Raw genomic sequence first — 18,823 nt, forward strand, 5'->3', positions numbered from 1 at the left:
CCGCGCGCGGGAGAGGGGAGCAAACCAAGGGGCTTGGGACGCGCGCGGTGGGCTCCCTCTCTGGCACGCGGAAGCCGGCAGCAAACCGGCGGCATGCCGAATTCGGGGGACTACCCTCTCCCGCCTGCGGGAGAGGGGCCGGGGGAGAGGGCCGGCGCCTCCGACACCGACAAATCCCCTTACTCCCCGCCCGCCACCTTCTTCTTGGCCGGCGCACGCTTGCGCGGGGCGGCCTTCCTGGCGGCGGTCTTGGCCGGGGCCTTGGCCGGCGCGGCTTCCTCGGCGGCCGGCGTCACGTCTTCTGCCACCGCTTCCCGCGATTCCACCGATTCCACGGTTTCCACCGCCGCCACGGGCGCCGATGCCGACAGCACGGTCGTGCCCGGCGCCGAGAATACCGACTGGTCGATCGGCCACGGCGTTTCGCTGAGCGTCACCTCGGGGCGGCGGGTGCGCTTGCCCCGGGCTTTGGGGGCTTCTTCCACCGGGTCCACGGTTTCCGCGATCAGCGTCGAGGCCGAGCCGGCGCCCTCTTCCTCGGTCTCGGCGGACAGCGCCGGGGCCGGTTCGGGGATGGCGTCGATGTCGACGACCGGGGCCGGGGTTTCCACCGGCGGCACCGGCTGGGCGACCGTCGTGGTCGGCGGTTGCGGGGCCGGCTTCGGCTGGCCCTGCGGCGGACGCGGCTGGCCGCCCTGGGGCTGGGCCGGCGCCTGCGGCTGGCCGGAAGACTGGCCGGAAGCCTGGCCCGAAGCCTGCACCACCCCATGCCCGCCCTGCTGTCCGCCCTCGCCCTTGCCGCGCTTCTTCAGCCGCACCCAGATGGTCTTGTTGTTGCCGCCGTTGCGCGTTTCCACCTCGAACAGGTTGGTGGCGGCCACCAGTTCCGACAGCTTGCCGTAGCCGTAGTTACGCGAATCGAACTCGGGGGCCTGCTTGGCGATGTAGTTGCCGATGCCGCCCAGCGTCGACCAGCCGTCCTCGTCGGACACGGCCTGCGACGCGTTCTGCAGCAGCCGCACCAGCCGGGAGTCCTGGCGCAATTCCTGGCTGCTGCGGCGGCGCGCGGCCGGGGCCGCCTCGGTCTCGGCGTCGCTGTCGGTATCGGCATCGGCCACGCCGGCGCGCAGCACGTCCGAATAGATGAACTTGTCACAGGCCGTCACGAACGGCTTGGGTGTCTTGCGCTCGCCAAAGCCGTACACCATCAGGCCCTGCTCGCGGATACGCGACGCCAGCCGGGTGAAGTCGCTGTCACTCGACACGATGCAGAAGCCGTCGAAGCGGCCCGTGTACAGCAGGTCCATCGCGTCGATGATCATCGCGCTGTCCGTGGCGTTCTTGCCCACGGTGTAGCGGAACTGCTGGATCGGCTGGATCGAATGGGCCAGCAGGCGGTCCTTCCAGCCTGACAGGTTCGGGCGCGTCCAGTCGCCGTAGATGCGCTTGACGGCGGCCACGCCGTACTTGGCCACCTCGGCCAGCAGGCCTTCGACGATGGCGGGCGCCGCGTTGTCGGCGTCGATCAGCACGGCCAGGGTGGCGCCCTGGCGGGGGGAATTGGTCATGGTCGGGTTCTTCTCGATGGGGCCGGTTGCACCATGGCGGGGTGGCCGGCGTGTGGCGCGCGGGCGTCATGCGACGCGGGCGCGCGCCCGTTGGATGCACCGCAGTGTACACGCGCGGGCCGCGCGTATAGGGGAAATCACGGGGGCATCTGGCGCGTTTTATGCTGCATCGCACGGTACCGCGGCCTGCACGCCGGTGCTACCATGCCGCGCAGAGACACGGCTGCCCAATGCCTCCACAAGAGACCAGCGGACGGCCGCCCATAACTGATGTGTCGGTGATCCCGACAGCATGCCCCACGCAGGGCCCAAAGAGGAGCACCCATGAATGCCCCCCTGACCCCACCGGTCAGCGACGCCATCCGCCGCGCGCTCGAAAACGTTTCCCTCGAAGACAAGTACACGCTGGAGCGTGGCCGCATCTACATCAGCGGCACGCAGGCGCTGGTCCGGCTGCCGATGCTGCAGCAGGAACGCGACCGCGCCGCCGGGCTGAACACCGCCGGCTTCATCTCCGGCTACCGGGGCTCGCCGCTCGGCGCGCTCGATCAATCACTCTGGAAGGCCAAGAAGCACCTGGCGGCGCATAACGTGGTGTTCCAGGCCGGCCTGAACGAGGACCTGGCCGCCACGTCCGTGTGGGGGTCGCAGCAGGTCAACATGTACCCCGACGCCCGGTTCGATGGCGTATTCGGCATGTGGTACGGCAAGGGCCCGGGCGTGGACCGCACCGGCGACGTCTTCAAGCACGCCAACTCCGCCGGCTCCAGCAAGTACGGCGGCGTGCTGGTGCTGGCCGGCGACGACCACTCGGCCAAGTCGTCCACGCTGGCGCACCAGTCCGAGCACATCTTCAAGGCTTGCGGCCTGCCCGTGCTGTACCCGTCGAACGTCCAGGAATACCTGGACTACGGCCTGCACGGCTGGGCGATGAGCCGCTACTCGGGCCTGTGGGTGGCAATGAAGTGCGTGACCGACGTGGTGGAATCGTCGGCATCGGTCGAGCTGGATCCGCACCGCGTGCAGATCGTGATTCCCGACGACTTCGTGCTGCCGCAGGGCGGGCTGAACATTCGCTGGCCGGACCCGCCGCTGGAACAGGAAGCCCGGCTGCTGGACTTCAAGTGGTACGCGGGCCTGGCCTACGTGCGCGCCAACAAAATCGACCGGATCGAGATCGATTCGCCGCACGCGCGCTTCGGCATCATGACAGCCGGCAAGGCGTACCTGGACACGCGCCAGGCGCTGGCCGACCTGGGCCTGGACGACGACACCTGCGCCCGGCTGGGCATCCGGCTGTACAAGGTGGGCTGCGTCTGGCCGCTGGAGGCGCACGGCGCGCGCGCGTTTGCCGAGGGGCTGCAGGAAATCCTGGTGGTCGAGGAAAAGCGCCAGATCATGGAGTACGCGCTCAAGGAAGAGCTGTACAACTGGCGCGACGACGTGCGGCCCAAGGTGTACGGCAAGTTCGACGAGCGCGACAACGCGGGCGGCGAGTGGTCGATCCCGCAGAACAACTGGCTGCTGCCGGCGCACTACGAGCTGTCGCCGGCCATCATCGCCAAGGCCATCGCCACGCGGCTGGAAAAGTTCGACCTGCCGTCGGACATCCGCGCCCGCATCGAGGCCCGGCTGGCGGTGATCCACGCCAAGGAACGCGCGCTGGCCACGCCGCGCGTGACCGCCGAGCGCAAGCCGTGGTTCTGCTCGGGGTGCCCGCACAACACGTCGACCAACGTGCCCGAGGGCTCGCGCGCGCTGGCCGGCATCGGCTGCCACTACATGACAGTCTGGATGGACCGCAACACGAGCACGTTCAGCCAGATGGGCGGCGAGGGCGTGGCCTGGATCGGCCAGGCGCCGTTCGCGGGCGACAGCCACGTGTTCGCCAACCTGGGCGACGGCACGTACTTCCACTCGGGCCTGCTGGCGATCCGCGCGTCGATCGCGGCCGGGGTGAACATCACGTACAAGATCCTCTACAACGACGCGGTGGCCATGACCGGCGGCCAGCCCGTGGACGGCCAGCTCTCCGTGCAGGACATCGCGTTCCAGGTGGCGGCCGAGGGCGCGAAGAAGATCGTCATCGTCACGGACCAGCCCGAGAAGTACAACAGCGCGATCAAGCTGCCCGACGGGCTGACCGTGCACCCGCGCGAGCAGCTGGACACCATCCAGCGCGAGCTGCGCGAGGTGCCCGGCTGCACGATCCTGATCTACGACCAGACCTGCGCCACCGAGAAGCGCCGCCGCCGCAAGCGCGGCACGTTCCCGGACCCGGCGCGCCGCGCGTTCATCAATGACGCGGTCTGCGAAGGTTGCGGCGACTGCTCGGTCAAGTCGAACTGCCTGTCGGTGGAGCCGCTGGAGACGGAGCTGGGCACCAAGCGCCAGATCAACCAGTCGTCGTGCAACAAGGATTTCTCCTGCGTGAACGGCTTCTGCCCGAGCTTTGTCACGGCCGAGGGCGCGCAGGTGCGCAAGCCCACGGCGCACGGCATCTCGATGGGCGGCCTGCCCGAACTGCCGCTGCCGGCGCTGCCCGACATGCGGCGCGCGTACGGCATCCTGGTGACCGGCGTGGGCGGCACCGGCGTGGTGACGATCGGCGGGCTGCTGGGCATGGCCGCGCACCTGGAGAACAAGGGCGTGACCGTGCTGGACATGGCCGGCCTTGCGCAGAAGGGCGGCGCGGTGCTGTCGCACGTGCAGATCGCCGCCAGCCCGCAGGACCTGCATGCCACGCGCATCGCCATGGGCGAGGCCGACCTGGTGATCGGCTGCGACGCGATCGTGTCGGCCACCGACGAGGTCATCTCCAAGACCCAGTCGGGCCGCACGCGCGCCGTGGTCAACACGGCCCAGACGCCGACCGCCGCGTTCATCAAGGACCCGAAGTGGCAGTTCCCGGGCATGTCGGCCGAGCAGGACATCCGCAACGCCATGGGCGACGCCTGCGACTTCATCAACGCCAGCGCACTGGCCGTGGCGCTGCTGGGCGACACGATCTACACCAACCCGCTGGTGCTGGGCTACGCCTGGCAGAAGGGCTGGATTCCGCTGACGCTGGCCGCGCTGGAGCGCGCCATCGAGCTGAACGGCGTGTCGGTGGACAAGAACAAGGCCGCGTTCGACTGGGGCCGCCACATGGCCCATGACCCGGACCACGTGCTGGCGCTGACCGGCAAGCTCAAGACCCAGACCGAAGGCGCCGACGTGGTGAAGCTGCCGACGTCGAGCGGCGCGCTGCTGGAAAAGCTGATCGCCAGCCGCGCGGACCTGCTGACCCGCTACCAGAACGCGGCCTATGCCGAGCAGTTCCGCGAGGCCGTGCAGCGCGTGCGCGCCGCCGAATCGGCGCTGGTCGGCGCCGGCAAGCCGCTGCCGCTGACCGAGGCCGCCGCGCGCAACCTGGCCAAGCTGATGGCGTACAAGGACGAGTACGAGGTGGCGCGGCTGTACACCGACCCGCTGTTCCTGGACAAGCTGCGCGCCCAGTTCGAGGGCGAGCCGGGCCGCGACTACCAGCTCAACTTCTGGCTGGCGCCGCCGGCCACGGCCAGGCGTGACGACAAGGGGCACCTGGTCAAGCGCCGCTTCGGGCCGTCGACGATGACGCTGTTCCGCATCCTCGCCCGGCTCAAGGGCCTGCGCGGCGGCCCGCTGGACGTGTTCGGCCGCACCGAGGAACGCCGCACCGAACGCGCGCTGATCGTGGAATACCGCACGCTGCTGGACGAACTGTCGCGGGGCCTGTCGGCCGCCAACCACGCCACGGCCGTGGAACTGGCCAACGTGCCCGACGACATCCGCGGCTTCGGCCACGTCAAGGAAAACAACCTCAAGGCCGCCCGCGCCAAGTGGGACAGGCTGCTGAAGGTCTTCCGCGACCCGAAGACGGGGCAGCAGGCGGCTTGAGGATGCCGGGGGCGGTGCTCCCGGCTGACGTATCGTTTTGCTCCCCTCTCCCGCATGGCGGGAGAGGGGCTGGGGGAGAGGGCCAGCGGTTCTGATGAAACCGGTCGCAACGTAAGCCGCCACACCCTCTCCCCCGACCCCTCTCCCGCGCGCGGGAGAGGGGAGCCAACCCGACGTCGCGACCGCCAACCGGAGCTCACCATGCCCACCTACCAGGGAAGCTGTCACTGTGGCCGCGTCGCCTTCGAGGCCGACGGGGAGATCACGCAAGTCCTGCAATGCAACTGCACGATGTGCCGGCGGCGCGGCCATCTGCTGTGGTTCGTGCCGAAGGCCAGCTTCCGGCTGAAAACGCCCGAGGATAACGCGTCCACCTACCGGTTCAACACGATGAAGATCGCGCACCGGTTCTGTCCCACCTGCGGCATCGGGCCGTATTCCGAGGCCACCGACCCGCAGGGCAATCCCACCGCCGCCGTGAACGCGCGCTGCCTGGACGGCGTGGACCTGGCGGGCCTCAAGGTCATCGACTACGACGGGCTGCACAAGTAATCCGGGCGCCCTACCCCCCTACGGGCGCCTTTCCTCCCCGGCCGCCGCGCCGATACAATTCCCGCTTCTCTCACCGCATCGCACCGGCGCTCCCGCCTGCGCCGGGCGCGCCATGACCGCCTCCGCCGCCCCCGCCCCCGCGCTGTCGCCCCGCCAGATCGTCTGGACGCTCGGCATCACCGAGATCATCAGCTGGGGCACGCTGTACTTCACCTTCACGGTCTTCATCGGGCCGATGCACGACGCGCTGGGCTTCGGCAAGCCGTTCCTGGCCGGCGGGTTCTCGCTGGGGCTGCTGGTCTGGGCGATGTGCTCGTTCGCGGTGGGCCGCCTGCTGGACCGCGTGCCGGCGCGCAAGGTGATGGGGCTGGGGTCGGTGCTGGCGGCCATCGGGCTGCTGCTCTGGGCGTGGAGCCCGTCGCCGGCGCTGTTCCTGCTGATGTGGCTGCCGCTCGGGCTGGCCATGGCCACCACGCTGTACGAACCCGCCTTCGTCGTGCTGCGCCAGGCGTTCGGCGACGGCTACCAGAAGCCCATCGTCCAGGTGACGCTGCTGGCCGGCTTTGCCAGCACGATCTTCATCCCGGTGGGCCAATGGCTGGTGCTGCATCTGGGCTGGCGCGAGACACTGGTGGTCTTTTCCGCGCTGAACCTGTTCGTCTGCGCGCCGCTGCATGCGCGGCTGCGCTACGCCGTGCATGCCACCTATGGCGGCACGCCGGTGCCGGGCGCGGGGTCGCCGGGCATTGCGCGGTCCACGCTGCGCCAGCCCGTGTTCTGGGCCGTGGTGCTGGCGTTCACGGCCACGGCGGTCATCGCGTCGCTGCTGGGCGCCCACCTGATCCCGATGCTGACCGAAAAGGGCATGCCCGTGGGCCAGCAGCTCGTGGTGGCGGCGCTGATCGGCCCGGCGCAGGTAGCGGGGCGCCTGGCGATGGCCCGGCTGCCCACGCGCCACCCGGTGCGGCTGTCGATGCCGGTCTACATCGTCATGAGCCTGGGCCTGCTGTGCCTGACGCTCGGCCACGGCTACTGGCTGATGGTCGCGGCCATCTGCTACGGTTGCGCCAATGGCGTAAACACGATGCTGCGCGCGATGGCCATGCCCGAGCTGATCTCGCGCCATCACTACGCCACGCTGAACGGGTTGATGATGACCCCGGTGCTGCTGATGCAGGCGGCCGCGCCGTGGTTCGGTGCGCTGCTGTGGCGCGCGGCCGGCGGCTACTGGCTCATGCTGTGGGTCATGGTGGCGCTGGCCGTGGGCGCGCTGGGCGCCTTCGCGTTCGCGCTGCACCAGCGGGGCCTGCTGCGGCAGGTAGCCGCGCCCGCCTGAAACTTTTCCGCCATCCGCTGTCCGGCCGTACCCGATGTCCGACTATTCGATCGAAACGCCCTCATCCGCCCCTTCGTCCGCTGCCGCCACCCCGGCCCCGTCGCCGGCGGCCGTCTCGCGCGCCACGCGCGGCACGATGGCGCTGTTCTTTGCCAACGGCGCCACGTTTGCCACTTGGGGCGTCCATATCCCGACGATCAAGGCGCGCTTCGGGCTGTCCGACGCCATGCTGTCGCTGGCGATGCTGGCCGTGGCCGGCGGCGCGATCCTGATCATGGGCCCGGTGGGCCGCTGGGTTGGCCGGATGGGCAGCGCGCGGGCGTCGATGATCGGCGGGCTGGCGTTCGCCTGCATGACGCTGGCGATCCTGGCAATGCCCAGCTTTGCGCTGCTGCTGCCGGCGCTGCTGGTCTTCGGCATGGCCAACGCGCTGTTCGACGTCGGCATGAACGCGCAGGCCGCCACCGTGGAGGCCAGCCGGACCCGGCCGATCATGTCGGCGCTGCACGGCATGTTCAGCCTGGGCGGTATGGCCGGCGCGGCGTTTGGCGGGCTGATGCTGGCGCTGCACGTGCCGCCGCTGGCGCACACCGCGCTGATCGCCGCGCTGACGGCGGCCGTGGCGCTGGCCAGTCATCGCGGGCTGCTGGCCGACCATCCGGTGTTGCCATCGGCCGATCACCACCGCGAGCACGCGTCGCGCGCGCTGTGGCTGCTTGGGCTGATGGCGTTCCTGGGGCTGGTGGGCGAAGGCGCGATGTACGACTGGACCACGGTCTACATGCGCGAGGTGGCGATGGCGCCGCTGGCGTGGATCAGCTTCGGCTACGCGGCGTTCTCGGGCGGCATGGCCTGCGGCCGCTTTGGCGGCGACCGCCTGCGCGCCCGGTTTGGCGATGCCCGCACGCTCACCGGCAGCGCCTGGCTGGGCTTTGCCGGCATCGCGCTGGCGATTGCCGTGCCGTACCCGCTGGCCGCGCTGGTCGGCTTCAGCCTGATGGGGCTGGGCGCGGCAAACATGGTGCCGATCTTCTTCGTGGCGGCGTCGCGCCTGCCGGGCGTGACCGCGGCCGAGGCCATCGCCCGCGTGGCGCGCTTTGCCTACGTCGGGCTGCTGATCGGCCCGGTGCTGATCGGCGGCGTGGCCCACCTGGCCGAACTGCGCGCCGGGCTGGCCGTGGTGGCGCTGACGATGGGCTACATCGCCCTGTTCGGCGCCCGGGCCGTGCGTCGCTACCTGACGACCTGAGGGCCTGGCCCCGGCCCTAGGCGGCCTTGGGCAGCGGCGCGTGGCCGGCGCCGATGCCGTCGAACACGAACGTATCCATCGCCAGCACGCCGTAGGTGACCTCGTCGGCCACGCGGGACACGCTCGCGTCCTGCCCGGCCGCCGTGGCCGGACCCAGCGCCGCGCCCAGCGTGACGTAGAACGGCAGCAGGTGCTCGTCGGTGGGGTGGGCCCGGCGCGCGTACGGCGCCTGGGTGCGGTAGTCGGCAATCCGGCTGACGTCGCCCGTGGCCAGCGCCTCGTTCAGCGCGTCGGCCATCCAGCCACGGAACGCGTCGACGTACGGCTCGGTCTGCGGCCCATGCTGGGCCTTGCGGGCGCCGCTGCCGAACACTTCCTGCAGGTTGTGGGTGAAGCTGCCCGACCCGACCACCAGCACGCCCTCCTGGCGCAGCGGCGCCAGCGCGCGGCCGATCTCGATCTGCGTGGCCGGGCTCAGGTACGGGTTGAAGGCGAGCTGGACCACCGGCACGTCGGCATCGGGAAAGAAGAAGCGCAGCGGCATCCACGCGCCGTGGTCGAGCGGGCGATCCTCGTCCTGGGCGACAAAGCCGGCGCCCGGAATGGCGGCGGCCTCGATCAGCGCCTTTACCCGCGCGGCCACGTCCGGGGCGCCCGGGGCGTCGTAGCGCAGCGCGTACAGTTCGCGCGGAAAGCCGCCGAAGTCGTGCCACGCCTCCTGGCGGGCGCGCGTGCCGACGGCCAGCGTGCTGTAGATCCAGTGCGCGGAGATCACCAGCACGGCCTTGGGCCGCAGCGCGCGCAGGCGCTCGCCCAGCGCGCTGAAGGCGGCGCCGGTGGGGCCGGGATCGATCGCCAGCATCGGCGATCCGTGGGACACGTAAAGGGCGGGAAGCATCGGGGTCATGGCAGCAACCTGTCTGGCTTTTCAAGCGATGGCCCCAGTCTGGCAAACCCGGCGGCCGCTGGCGCATGCCATTTGCGGACAAGTCCTGCAAAAAACTTGAACGTGCGCGGCGCCTGCTGTGACGGGCGTTGGATACCGCACACACCCCACGCCGGTTTCCGCTTGTCTGACAGCGGCCGCAGCGGGAATCGGCCTATGATTGCCGCAGAGATGCGCGTTACGCATCCGCCGGAGAAAGCCCGTGTCAAAGCGTTTCGATCCCCTGCACGCCCTGCCCCACGCGCTGTGGTGGCAGCCCGGCGTCTATGGCAGCGGCCCGGCCGTGCTGCTGTGGATCGTCGCGCGGCTGCCGGCCGATGTGCTGGCAGACATCTTCGGCACCCCCTACGCCCCGGCCCTGCTGAACCACGCCGGCGACACCGTGTTCCTGGTGGGATGGCTGGCCAGCGCCGCCTGGCTCTGGTTCACGCGCAAGCGCCCGGCGCCGGCCGCCCCGGCTGCCGCGCTGGACCTCGGCGCCCCCACCCAGACCCCGCCGGCCGCACATCCGCCCGGCCACCACGCCGGCTGACCGTGCGCGGACATGGTTGACACGTGATCTGTCATCCACGTCGGCGGCATGGCCGTTCGACGAAACGATGTAAGGAATCGCTTAAGATGTCGGCTTGCGTCACCGCCGGGGCACACCGGCGGGGGCATCCACCGGTTCTTCTTCAGCAGTTTCCTGCCTCATGTCCGTTACCGCCGCATCCGCCAACGACCTGTCCCGCGCCACCCGACGACGCGCGATCATTGCCGCCACCATCGGCAATGGCCTGGAATGGTTCGATTTCACCGTCTACAGCTTCTTTGCCGTCATCATCGCCAAGCTGTTCTTTCCCACCGGCAATGACCTGACGTCGTTCCTGCTGACCGTTGCCACGTTCGGCGTGGGCTTCTTCATGCGGCCCGTGGGCGCCATCGTGCTGGGCGTCTATGCCGACCGCGTTGGCCGCAAGGCGGCGCTGACGCTGACCATCCTGCTGATGGCGCTGGGCACGGCCATCATCGGCCTGGCCCCCACGTACGACTCCATCGGCCTCTGGGCGCCGGCGCTGATCGTGCTGGCACGGCTGATCCAGGGCTTTTCGGCCGGCGGCGAGGTGGGCGGCGCCACGGCGTTCCTGATCGAGCATGCGCCGGACGAGGAACGCGGCGCCTACGCCAGCTGGCAGCAGGCCAGCCAGGGCATCTCGTTCATGCTCGGCGCCGCCATGGGCGCGCTGGTCACCAACGGGCTGGACCAGGCGCAGATCGACGCCTGGGGCTGGCGCATCCCGTTCCTGTTCGGCCTGCTGATCGGCCCGGTGGGCATGTACATCCGCTCGCACCTGGAGGAGCCGCCCGAGTTCGAGCAGCGCCAGGCCGAGCGCCGCGCCAGCAACGTGAAGTTCTCGCCGCTGTCGCAGGTGCTGCGCGACCATCCGCGCGAGGTGCTGGCCGGCCTGGGCGTGACCATCCTGTGGACGGTCTGCACCTACGTGCTGGTGTTCTACATGCCGTCCTACGCCAAGCAGCAGCTTGGCCTGCCGCTGGGCGCGACGTTCCAGTCCACCGCCATCTGCGGCGCCATCATCCTGGTGTTGTGCCCGCTGATGGGCATGCTGTCCGACCGCGTGGGCCGCAAGCGCATGCTGAGCGTGGTGGCGCTGGCCATTCTGGCACTGGCGTACCCGCTGTTCCACTGGCTCAACGTGTCGCCCACCACCGCCACGCTGCTGCAGGTGCAGATCGTGCTCGGCATCCTGCTGGCCGCGTTCACGGGCCCGGCGCCGGCCGTGCTGGCCGAGCAGTTCCCGACCGAGGTGCGCTCCACGGGCCTGTCGCTGGCCTACAACTTCGCCGTGACGATCTTCGGCGGCTTTGCCCCGCTGATCGTGACGTGGCTGATCGAATCGACGCAGAACAAGCTGGCCCCGGCCTACTACGTGATTGCCGCGGCAGCCATCAGCTTCGTCGCGCTGATCTTCATGCACGACCGCACCGGCAAGAAGCTGGCCTGACGCCAGGCCATTGCCGCCCTGCCGCAAAGCCAGCCCCCGGGCTGGCTTTTTTTCGTCCGGCGGTTGGCAGTTGGATGTCCGGATGCAGCGGTTTCGGTGGATTACGATGTCGGCTGCCGGTCCGAGGGGCCGGCCTGTCTGCCTAAAGGAGCTTTCCCGTATGACGACGACGTCCGCGCCGCAGCCCCCGGTACGCTGCGGCTGGTGTGGCGGCCTGGAGGACTACTGCCACTATCACGACAACGAATGGGGGTTTCCGGTCGACGACGACCGGCGCCTGTTCGAGAAACTGTGCCTGGAAGGCTTTCAGTCGGGCCTGAGCTGGCTGACGATCCTGCGCAAGCGCGAGGCGTTCCGCAAGGCGTTTGCCAATTTCGAGATCGACAAGGTGGCGCGCTTTACCGAGCGCGACGTGGAACGGCTGCTGGGCGACGCCGGCATCGTCCGCCATCGCGGCAAGATCGAGGCGGCCATCCACAATGCCCGCTGCGCGCAGGAACTGCTCAAGACCGAGCCGTCGCTGGCGGCCTACTTCTGGAAGTTCGAGCCCGACCCGAAAAGCCGCCCGGCCAGGCTGACGCCCGAGGTGCTGCGCACCATGGCGATCAGCCCCGAATCCACGGCGCTGTCGAAGGACCTGAAGAAGCGCGGCTGGAAGTTCGTCGGCCCGACCACGATGTACGCGCTGATGCAGGCCATGGGCCTGGTCAACGACCACATGGACGGCTGCGCCACCCGCGACAAGGTGCTGCGCGCCCGCAAGGCGTTCAAGGTGCCACGCTAGACGCCAGCACGCGCAACGGTCCGGCCTCCGAGGCCTCTGCATTGTTTACGGCCTACATAAATAGTAGTAGTAGTGGTTAACGCGGGGTCCGGGCCGTGGATAACCCCCTTTTTCCTTGCCCGATCAGGGACTTGCCGGGCAGATAACCCTCTGGGCAAGCGGGCGGCGTATACGTGGACCGGCGTGGACAAGCCGGGCGTGCCGCGCGGCCACGCCGGCCCGGGCGCCGGGTTGTCCGTATACGCTCCACACCGCATCCCCATGGCGCTCCACAGACTGTCCCCAGCCTTGCCCGGGAGATGTCCACAGGAAGCGCGTGCATCCGGGCGGGAATCGGCTCACACTGACGCCTCGCCGATACGGCGCCTTGCCCGGAGCGCGTTCGATGGATAGCAGCACCCTGTTCCTGTACTTGATTGCCGTGGCCGCCGTGATGGTCACGCCCGGCCCGACCATGCTGCTGGCGCTGAGCAACGGCGCCACGCGGCCGATGCGCGTGGCCGCCTGCGGCATTGCCGGCGCCGCGCTGGCGGACCTGATCCTGATCGGCGCGGTCGGCTGCGGGCTGGGCGCGGTGCTGCAGGCGTCCGAGCAACTGTTCACGGCCATCAAGTGGATCGGCGCGGCCTACCTGCTCTACCTGGCCATCGCGATGTGGCGGGCACCGACGCAGGCGCTGGCCGCATCGTCCGACGCCAGCTCGGCCAGCGGCCGTTCGGCCTTCCTGCGCGCGCTGTTCGTGGCGGTGTCGAATCCCAAGGCGCTGCTGTTCACGTCGGCCTTCGTGCCGCAGTTCGTCCGCCCGGACCAGCCGGTGGCCATGCAGTACGCGATCCTGGCCGTGGTGGCGGCGCTGATGGATATCGCGATGATGTCGATCTACGCGTTCGGCGGCCGGCACGCCATGCGCACGCTGTCCGCGCGGGCCGTGCAGTGGATCAACCGGGGCTGCGCCGGGATGCTGGCCTGCCTGGCCGTGGGCCTGACGCTGTACCGGCGCAGCGACCTACGCTGACACCGCCGCGTCGCGCGGCAGCCGCACCGGGTCTACGTGGGTCATCACGTTGAGCACGTCGTCGCGCGCCATCGCCCGGCGCCGGGCCTCGGTGGCGATGGCATGGCCCTGCTCGACGGTCAGGTCGGCCTGGATCTCCAGATGCACGTCGACCAGGATCAGGTCGCCCATCTTGCGCGTCTTCAGGTCGTGCAGGCCCAGCAGGCCGGGCGTCTGGAGCATGGCGTCGCGCAACGCGGCCACGACGTCCTCGTCGGCGGCACGGTCCATCAGGTCGTTCATCGCATCCCAGCCAAACCGCAGGCCCATGCGCGACACCATCAGCCCGACCACGATGGCCGCCACCGGGTCCAGCACGTGATAGCCCAGCAGATTGCCGCCGATACCGAGCGCCACCACCAGCGACGACGCCGCATCGGACCGCGCATGCCAGGCATTGGCCACGAGCATGCTCGACCGCACCCGCTCCGCCACGCGCAGCATGTACCGGAACAAGCCCTCCTTGGCCGCCAGCGTGCCCAGCGCCACCCACAGCGCCATCCCCAGCACCGGCTGCACCCCCTCCGGATGCTGGATCTTGCCAACCGCCGCCCACAGCATCCCCACCCCCACGGCCAGCAACAACGCGCCCAGCGCCAGCGACGCCGCGGTCTCGAACCGCTGATGACCGTACGGGTGATCGTGATCGGCCCCCTTGCGGCTGTGATGGCCGGCAAACAGCACCACGAAATCGGAAACGAGATCGGACAACGAATGCAGCGCATCCGCCACCAGCGCCTGCGACCCGGCCACCACGCCAATCGTCCCCTGCGCGACGGTCAGGACGACGTTGACGACGACACTGACGAGCGTCGACCGCCTGCCGGCAAGATGACGGGCTTCCGGAGAAAGGGTATCGGGGGCGACTGACGGTTCGCGCATGACCGGACGAGGGAGGCTGTAGCGCGTACGGTAGCATTTTTGGGGGTGGGGTATGAAGCGCTTCAGGTGTGGAGCCCGAAGCTGAAGCGCAGGACCTGCATCGACAGGCCGTAGGCGGCGACGAAAGCCAGCGCCGACAGGACGGCGATCAGGCAAAGCTGCAGGCGTCCGACGGGCGCGGCCCACAGGCTATAGGCAAAGCCGCCAAGCCCCACCACCCCCACCAGCAGATCGAGCAGCAGGACAACGCCGGTCGCGGCCCCGGCCTGGCCGACATAGAAGTCGTTCTTCGTCGGCGCGGTGACGAGGTAATAGAGCGTCAGGCCCAGCAGGGACGCCGGGAGCAAGGCAGCGGGGAACAGGAAGAGCCAGCGTGTGGCAGTCATCTGACCCCTTCGGCAGCAATTCGCCGCGCCAGTCTGTCCAGCCGTTCCGGTAGCTCCGCCGTGACATGCGCGTAATAAAAATGGCCATGTCCCTTGCCGGCCGACATTTGAGCAGCAAGGATCGGCGCCGCTGCAACAACCTCCCATTGCGATATGCCAGCGTAGAGAGGGTCCCCCTGCTCCTTGAGATCAATCACCACAACCTTGCGTATGGCCTTGTTGGCTCGAAGGTTTCCGAGAAACACGGCGTCGATGGGACTGCCGATCAGCACCAGGTGATCCACGGTATGGCCTTGGTTGGCGTAGTAGTTGGCCGTCTGCGCCGCCAGGAGGGAACCGTAACTGTAGCCAATCAGATTGAACTGGCGTGCCTCGCTGTCCATGCCTGACGTAATGACCCACTCACCATCGTCCTGGTACCGTATTGTCAGGCCAGCGCGCAATGCATCGACAAACATCCCGCCACCTCCCAGGACGGTTTTCGTCGCCGTGTTCGTAAGGCCTACGTTGATCGCCGCGATGCCTGCCCGCTGAAAAGCTTTCGCAGTAATTGGAAGATAGTCGCCGTCCAACCCCGCCCCACCCCAATACAACGTTCCTCTCGGGCGAAGCAGATACGACTTAACGGGCAGGCCCGTTGGCTGTAACGTCCGCGCGCCCGATTCTGCCTCTGCCTCTGCCTCTGCCTGTCTGGCCGGATAGGCGACCTCCTGTCCTGCCGTCTTCAAGCCCGCGTGCGAAAGGGGCGACGCATGCGAGCGGCTCCCGTCTCCCGCGTGGCAAAAGATTCGGGCATCCGCACCAGCGATGACGCGGTTCTTGCCGCATGGGCACAGTACCGCCTCTCCATCCACGACCGCCGGACGACCTTGTTCCGATATGCCGTGCCCCGCGCCGGCAATCGGATATGCCCCTTTACACCGTCCGCACGTGGCCTTGTCCCCTGCCAGGGCGACTCTCTTGCCGCTGTCACGCATTGTCGATGTGCACGCCATAACCTGCCCCCCGGTCGTGGTTGCATCGCCATCCCGAACCACTGCCTTACGCATGGCAAGCCCCCAGTCCGTTCCAGCCGAGCAACGTCAAAACGGCGACCCTCTTTTTGTTCATATCCCGCTCCCTCAAGGCGCGACAGCGCGCGCCCTCGATACGACAGGAGCGGCGGCGACGGAACAATCGGGGAACGCTTAAAAAGAGGAGTTACTGGGGGATTACCGCTACAGGCTTTGGGGCCGGGAAGCCGGCAGATGGGCGGAAGGGATCGCGGATTGCGCGTAGCGTCGCTACGGACGCTTGCGACGGACTTATGGTGGCATTGCGCCAGTTGATGTGGTCCGTTGCCAGAAATTTGCCACACGCATCGTGCAGAAACTGCATCCCAAAGCAAAACAACGCACTACATCGCCAGACGTAGTGCGTTGTTTTACAAGGAAAATCCTGGTGGACCGAAGGAGGATCGAACTCCCGACCTCTGCATTGCGAACGCAGCGCTCTCCCAGCTGAGCTATCGGCCCGTAGCGGAGGATTGTAGCCCAATCCCGAGCGGCCTTTCAATCGCTTCGGGGCAACAGTTTGCCCGGTTTCAGGCGGGGGCCAGCCCGGGGTTGCCGTCCATGCCGCGGACCTTTGGCAGGTTCAGGGGGTGGGCGCTGACTTCCTTGCTGGCGCGCAGCCACTGGGCCATGACGTCCCAGATTGGCGGGCCGCCGGTCTGGCGGGCGTCTTCCGATACCGGGGCCCAGCCGGCTACCTTGTAGGTTCGGCTGGCGTCGATTGGCTGGCCGGCCAGGCGCATGTCGGTGATGCGCTGGCCGATGGGCTGGAGGGGGTCGATCGTGTATTGCAAGCCGCCCACGCGCACCATGTCGCCGCCCTGCTGGTAGTACGGATCGGGGTTGAACAGGTTGTCGGCCACGTCTTCGAGGATGGTCTTGATCGTGGCGCCGGTCATCGGCGTGACCGTGGTGTACGGGTAGGTGATGGCTGTCTGGTCCATCAGCGCTTCCATCGTGATGGGCTGGCCCGGCAGCAGCGTCGTGCCCCAGCGGAAACCTGGCGAAAATGCGATCTGGGCGTCCTGCACCGCCATCAGGCCGTCCAGGATCAACTGGTCGAAGGTGCCGTTGAAGTTGCCGCGGCGGTACAGCAGGCCCTGGTTGACGGCCAGTACCTCGTTGAGGCGGGTCTCGTACGGGGCGCGCACCTTGTGGATCAGCGCGGTCATTTTGGGATCAGCCGGCAGGTAGTTGGCGAACACCGGCAGCAGCCGGTATCGGAAATCGGCCACCTTGCCCTGGCGGACGTCGAAGTCCAGCACGCCCAGGAACTTGCCGTTGGAGCCGGCGTTGGTCACCAGCGTCACGCCGCCGGCGTTGCGGACCGGCACCGGGGCCGGCACGCCGTCGTGGGTGTGGCCGCCCAGGATGGCGTCCAGCCCGCGCACGCGCGACGCCAGCTTCAGGTCCACGTCCATGCCGTTGTGCGACAGCAGCACCACCACCTTCGCGCCCTTGCCGCGTGCCTGGTCAATCACCTGCTGGAGGTTTTCCTCCTGGATGCCGAACGTCCAGTCCGGCACCAGGTAGCGCGGGTTGGCAATCGGCGTGTACGGGAATGCCTGGCCGATGATGGCCACGGGCACGCCGTTCATCTCGCGGATCACGTACGGGTCGAACACCGGGTCGCCGAAGTCGTTGGTCCGCACGTTCTGCGCCAGGAACGACACCTTGCCCTTGAAATCGTTGTCGACGATCTGCTTCACGCGGTCGGCGCCGAGCGTCATTTCCCAGTGCGGCGTCATCACGTCGACGCCCAGCAGCAGCGCGCGTCCACCATGTCCTGCCCCTGCGTCCACAGCGCCGTCGCCGATCCCTGCCACGTGTCGCCGCCATCCAGCAGCAGCGCGCCGGGCCGGCCGGCCTTCACGCGCTGGATCAGCGTGGACAGGTGCGCGAACCCGCCCATCCTGCCGTAGCGCCGCGCGGCCTCGGCAAAGTCGATCGACGTGAATGCGTGGGCCGCCGCGCTGTCCGGCGCGATGCCGTACTGGCGCAGGAACGCCTGGCCCACCAGGTGCGGCGGCTTGCCGGCCCATTCGCCAACGCCCAGGTTCACGCTGGGTTCGCGGAAGTGCACCGGGTTGAGCTGCGCGTGGCAGTCGGTGAAGTGCAGCAGGTGGACGTTGCCGAAGCGCGGCACGTCGTAGAGCCGCGCGGCCGCCTGCGCCGCCTGGGCGTCGCCGCCCGGAAAAGCCATGCCTCCGGCGCCGGCCACCGCCAGCGCCTGCAGGAACTCGCGTCGGTTCATGCTGTTATCCGTCTCGATGGGTGGCGCGGCTACGGGCGTCCGGCACGCGCAACGCCGGCAAACCCTTGCGGGGGCCAAACGCGCGCCGCGGGCCGTCGGAGCCCATGGCGGCCGGGAACGTGCAGCCGCGCTGCTTCAGGTACGCCCTTACTGGTTGACCGGCGAGGCCGGGTCCAGCAGCAGCGCCATCACGTCGCGAATCTGCTGCTCGGTCAGGATGCCCTTGTGGCCAAAGCGCGGCATGTTCGAGCACGCGCTGTAGGCGTTCGAATCCCAGATCTTGCCCCACGTGTACTTGACCACGTCCGGCGAATTGCCGCGCAGCTTGCCGTACTGGTACAGCGACGGGCCGATGTTGCCGAACGAGATCTCGGCCTTGGTCAACTGGTGGCAGGCGTAGCAGTTGGCGCCGTTAGTGCCGCCGACCTGATCGGAAAACTGCATCCCCCGGCCGTTCTGGGCGATCTTCTCGCCCTCCTTCCAGTCGCCCAGGAAGTTGTTGTCCGCCGGGTACTTCACCTGCTTCAGCTCGGCGGCCTCGACCTTGCGGGCCACGGCCGCCGGCACGTGCAGGCGGTCCGGGTACTGGCTGCACGCCTTCTGCGTGGCGTCCTGGTTGATCACGCCCTCGACCGTGGCCGGGCCCTTCGACTGGAACGACGATTCGATCAACTGCCGCAGGTCGGCGTCGGTCACCTTGACCGGCTTCTCGCCCCGGGCGCCCTTGGCGGGAGCCTGGGCCTGAGTCTGGGCCTGAGTCTGGGCCTGGGCCGCCGGCGCGGCCAGCAGCGCCAGCGTCGTCGCCGCTGCCAGCGCCATCGTATGCAATGTCTTCATGA

Annotated in this window: 14 protein-coding genes, 1 tRNA gene and 2 pseudogenes; 8 read left to right on the top strand and 9 right to left on the bottom strand. The window is 68.7% G+C overall.

Features of this window, described 5'->3' with window-relative positions; translation table 11 throughout:
* Positions 1 to 179 precede the first annotated feature (179 nt).
* Positions 180 to 1,568: an NYN domain-containing protein gene (locus tag EPAKOI_RS15615; RefSeq protein ID WP_423192572.1), complete on the bottom strand. Its 1,389-nt coding sequence runs from the start codon at positions 1,566 to 1,568 to the stop codon at positions 180 to 182.
* 324 nt (positions 1,569 to 1,892) lie between these two features.
* Here EPAKOI_RS15615 and EPAKOI_RS15620 point away from each other — a divergent pair, with 324 nt between their 5' ends.
* The 4 genes from EPAKOI_RS15620 (at position 1,893) to EPAKOI_RS15635 (ending at position 8,623) form a co-directional block, all read left to right on the top strand.
* Complete coding sequence (locus EPAKOI_RS15620; RefSeq protein ID WP_423192573.1) at positions 1,893 to 5,486, top strand: indolepyruvate ferredoxin oxidoreductase family protein; 3,594 nt, start codon at positions 1,893 to 1,895, stop codon at positions 5,484 to 5,486.
* 201 nt (positions 5,487 to 5,687) lie between these two features.
* The gene (locus EPAKOI_RS15625; RefSeq protein ID WP_124682983.1) at positions 5,688 to 6,038 is read left to right on the top strand and encodes a GFA family protein; all 351 of its coding nucleotides are present in this window, start codon (positions 5,688 to 5,690) and stop codon (positions 6,036 to 6,038) included.
* 112 nt (positions 6,039 to 6,150) lie between these two features.
* Positions 6,151 to 7,374 (top strand): MFS transporter, encoded by a 1,224-nt coding sequence (locus EPAKOI_RS15630; protein ID WP_423192574.1) that lies wholly within the window; start codon positions 6,151 to 6,153, stop codon positions 7,372 to 7,374.
* 34 nt (positions 7,375 to 7,408) lie between these two features.
* Positions 7,409 to 8,623 carry an MFS transporter gene (locus EPAKOI_RS15635; RefSeq protein ID WP_124682981.1) on the top strand — a complete coding sequence of 405 codons (1,215 nt, stop codon included), beginning with the start codon at positions 7,409 to 7,411 and terminating at the stop codon, positions 8,621 to 8,623.
* Between the two features lie 16 nt (positions 8,624 to 8,639).
* Here EPAKOI_RS15635 and EPAKOI_RS15640 read toward each other — a convergent pair whose 3' ends face one another.
* Complete coding sequence (locus EPAKOI_RS15640) at positions 8,640 to 9,521, bottom strand: class III extradiol ring-cleavage dioxygenase (protein WP_313837455.1); 882 nt, start codon at positions 9,519 to 9,521, stop codon at positions 8,640 to 8,642.
* A gap of 292 nt (positions 9,522 to 9,813) precedes the next feature.
* On the opposite strand from EPAKOI_RS15640, the gene EPAKOI_RS15645 reads away from it, so the two are divergent.
* The 4 genes from EPAKOI_RS15645 to EPAKOI_RS15660 all read left to right on the top strand — a co-directional run bounded on the left by EPAKOI_RS15645 (position 9,814) and on the right by EPAKOI_RS15660 (position 13,371).
* The gene (locus EPAKOI_RS15645; protein ID WP_423193527.1) at positions 9,814 to 10,101 is read left to right on the top strand and encodes a hypothetical protein; all 288 of its coding nucleotides are present in this window, start codon (positions 9,814 to 9,816) and stop codon (positions 10,099 to 10,101) included.
* Positions 10,102 to 10,261: 160 nt separating this feature from the next.
* Positions 10,262 to 11,572: an MFS transporter gene (locus tag EPAKOI_RS15650; RefSeq protein ID WP_423192575.1), complete on the top strand. Its 1,311-nt coding sequence runs from the start codon at positions 10,262 to 10,264 to the stop codon at positions 11,570 to 11,572.
* Positions 11,573 to 11,732: 160 nt separating this feature from the next.
* Positions 11,733 to 12,356 (top strand): DNA-3-methyladenine glycosylase I, encoded by a 624-nt coding sequence (locus EPAKOI_RS15655; RefSeq protein WP_423192576.1) that lies wholly within the window; start codon positions 11,733 to 11,735, stop codon positions 12,354 to 12,356.
* Positions 12,357 to 12,741: 385 nt separating this feature from the next.
* Positions 12,742 to 13,371 carry a LysE family translocator gene (locus tag EPAKOI_RS15660; RefSeq protein ID WP_124682977.1) on the top strand — a complete coding sequence of 210 codons (630 nt, stop codon included), beginning with the start codon at positions 12,742 to 12,744 and terminating at the stop codon, positions 13,369 to 13,371.
* Here the strand turns inward: EPAKOI_RS15660 and EPAKOI_RS15665 are convergent.
* The 7 genes and pseudogenes from EPAKOI_RS15665 to soxX all read right to left on the bottom strand — a co-directional run bounded on the left by EPAKOI_RS15665 (position 13,363) and on the right by soxX (position 18,821).
* Positions 13,363 to 14,292: a cation diffusion facilitator family transporter gene (locus EPAKOI_RS15665; protein ID WP_124682976.1), complete on the bottom strand. Its 930-nt coding sequence runs from the start codon at positions 14,290 to 14,292 to the stop codon at positions 13,363 to 13,365. The two genes, EPAKOI_RS15660 and EPAKOI_RS15665, sit on opposite strands and share 9 nt — an antisense overlap.
* Positions 14,293 to 14,354: 62 nt before the next feature.
* A complete protein-coding gene (locus tag EPAKOI_RS15670) occupies positions 14,355 to 14,678 on the bottom strand; it encodes a hypothetical protein (RefSeq protein ID WP_124682975.1) in 324 nt (107 codons plus the stop codon).
* Positions 14,675 to 15,406 (bottom strand): thioesterase domain-containing protein, encoded by a 732-nt coding sequence (locus EPAKOI_RS15675; RefSeq protein WP_423193528.1) that lies wholly within the window; start codon positions 15,404 to 15,406, stop codon positions 14,675 to 14,677. Before EPAKOI_RS15675 ends, EPAKOI_RS15670 begins: the two co-directional genes overlap by 4 nt.
* Before the next feature lie 108 nt (positions 15,407 to 15,514).
* A pseudogene (locus EPAKOI_RS15680) lies at positions 15,515 to 15,727 on the bottom strand (PAAR domain-containing protein); the annotation flags it as partial.
* Between the two features lie 389 nt (positions 15,728 to 16,116).
* A tRNA-Ala gene (locus tag EPAKOI_RS15685) sits at positions 16,117 to 16,192 on the bottom strand.
* 68 nt (positions 16,193 to 16,260) lie between these two features.
* Positions 16,261 to 17,984: pseudogene (gene soxB, locus EPAKOI_RS15690) on the bottom strand (thiosulfohydrolase SoxB).
* A gap of 147 nt (positions 17,985 to 18,131) precedes the next feature.
* On the bottom strand, positions 18,132 to 18,821 hold the full coding sequence (gene soxX, locus EPAKOI_RS15695) for a sulfur oxidation c-type cytochrome SoxX (RefSeq protein ID WP_423192577.1): 690 nt from the start codon (positions 18,819 to 18,821) through the stop codon (positions 18,132 to 18,134).
* Positions 18,822 to 18,823 lie beyond the last annotated feature (2 nt).

The organism is Cupriavidus sp. H18C2, from assembly GCF_049393795.1.
GTDB lineage: Bacteria > Pseudomonadota > Gammaproteobacteria > Burkholderiales > Burkholderiaceae > Cupriavidus > Cupriavidus pauculus_C.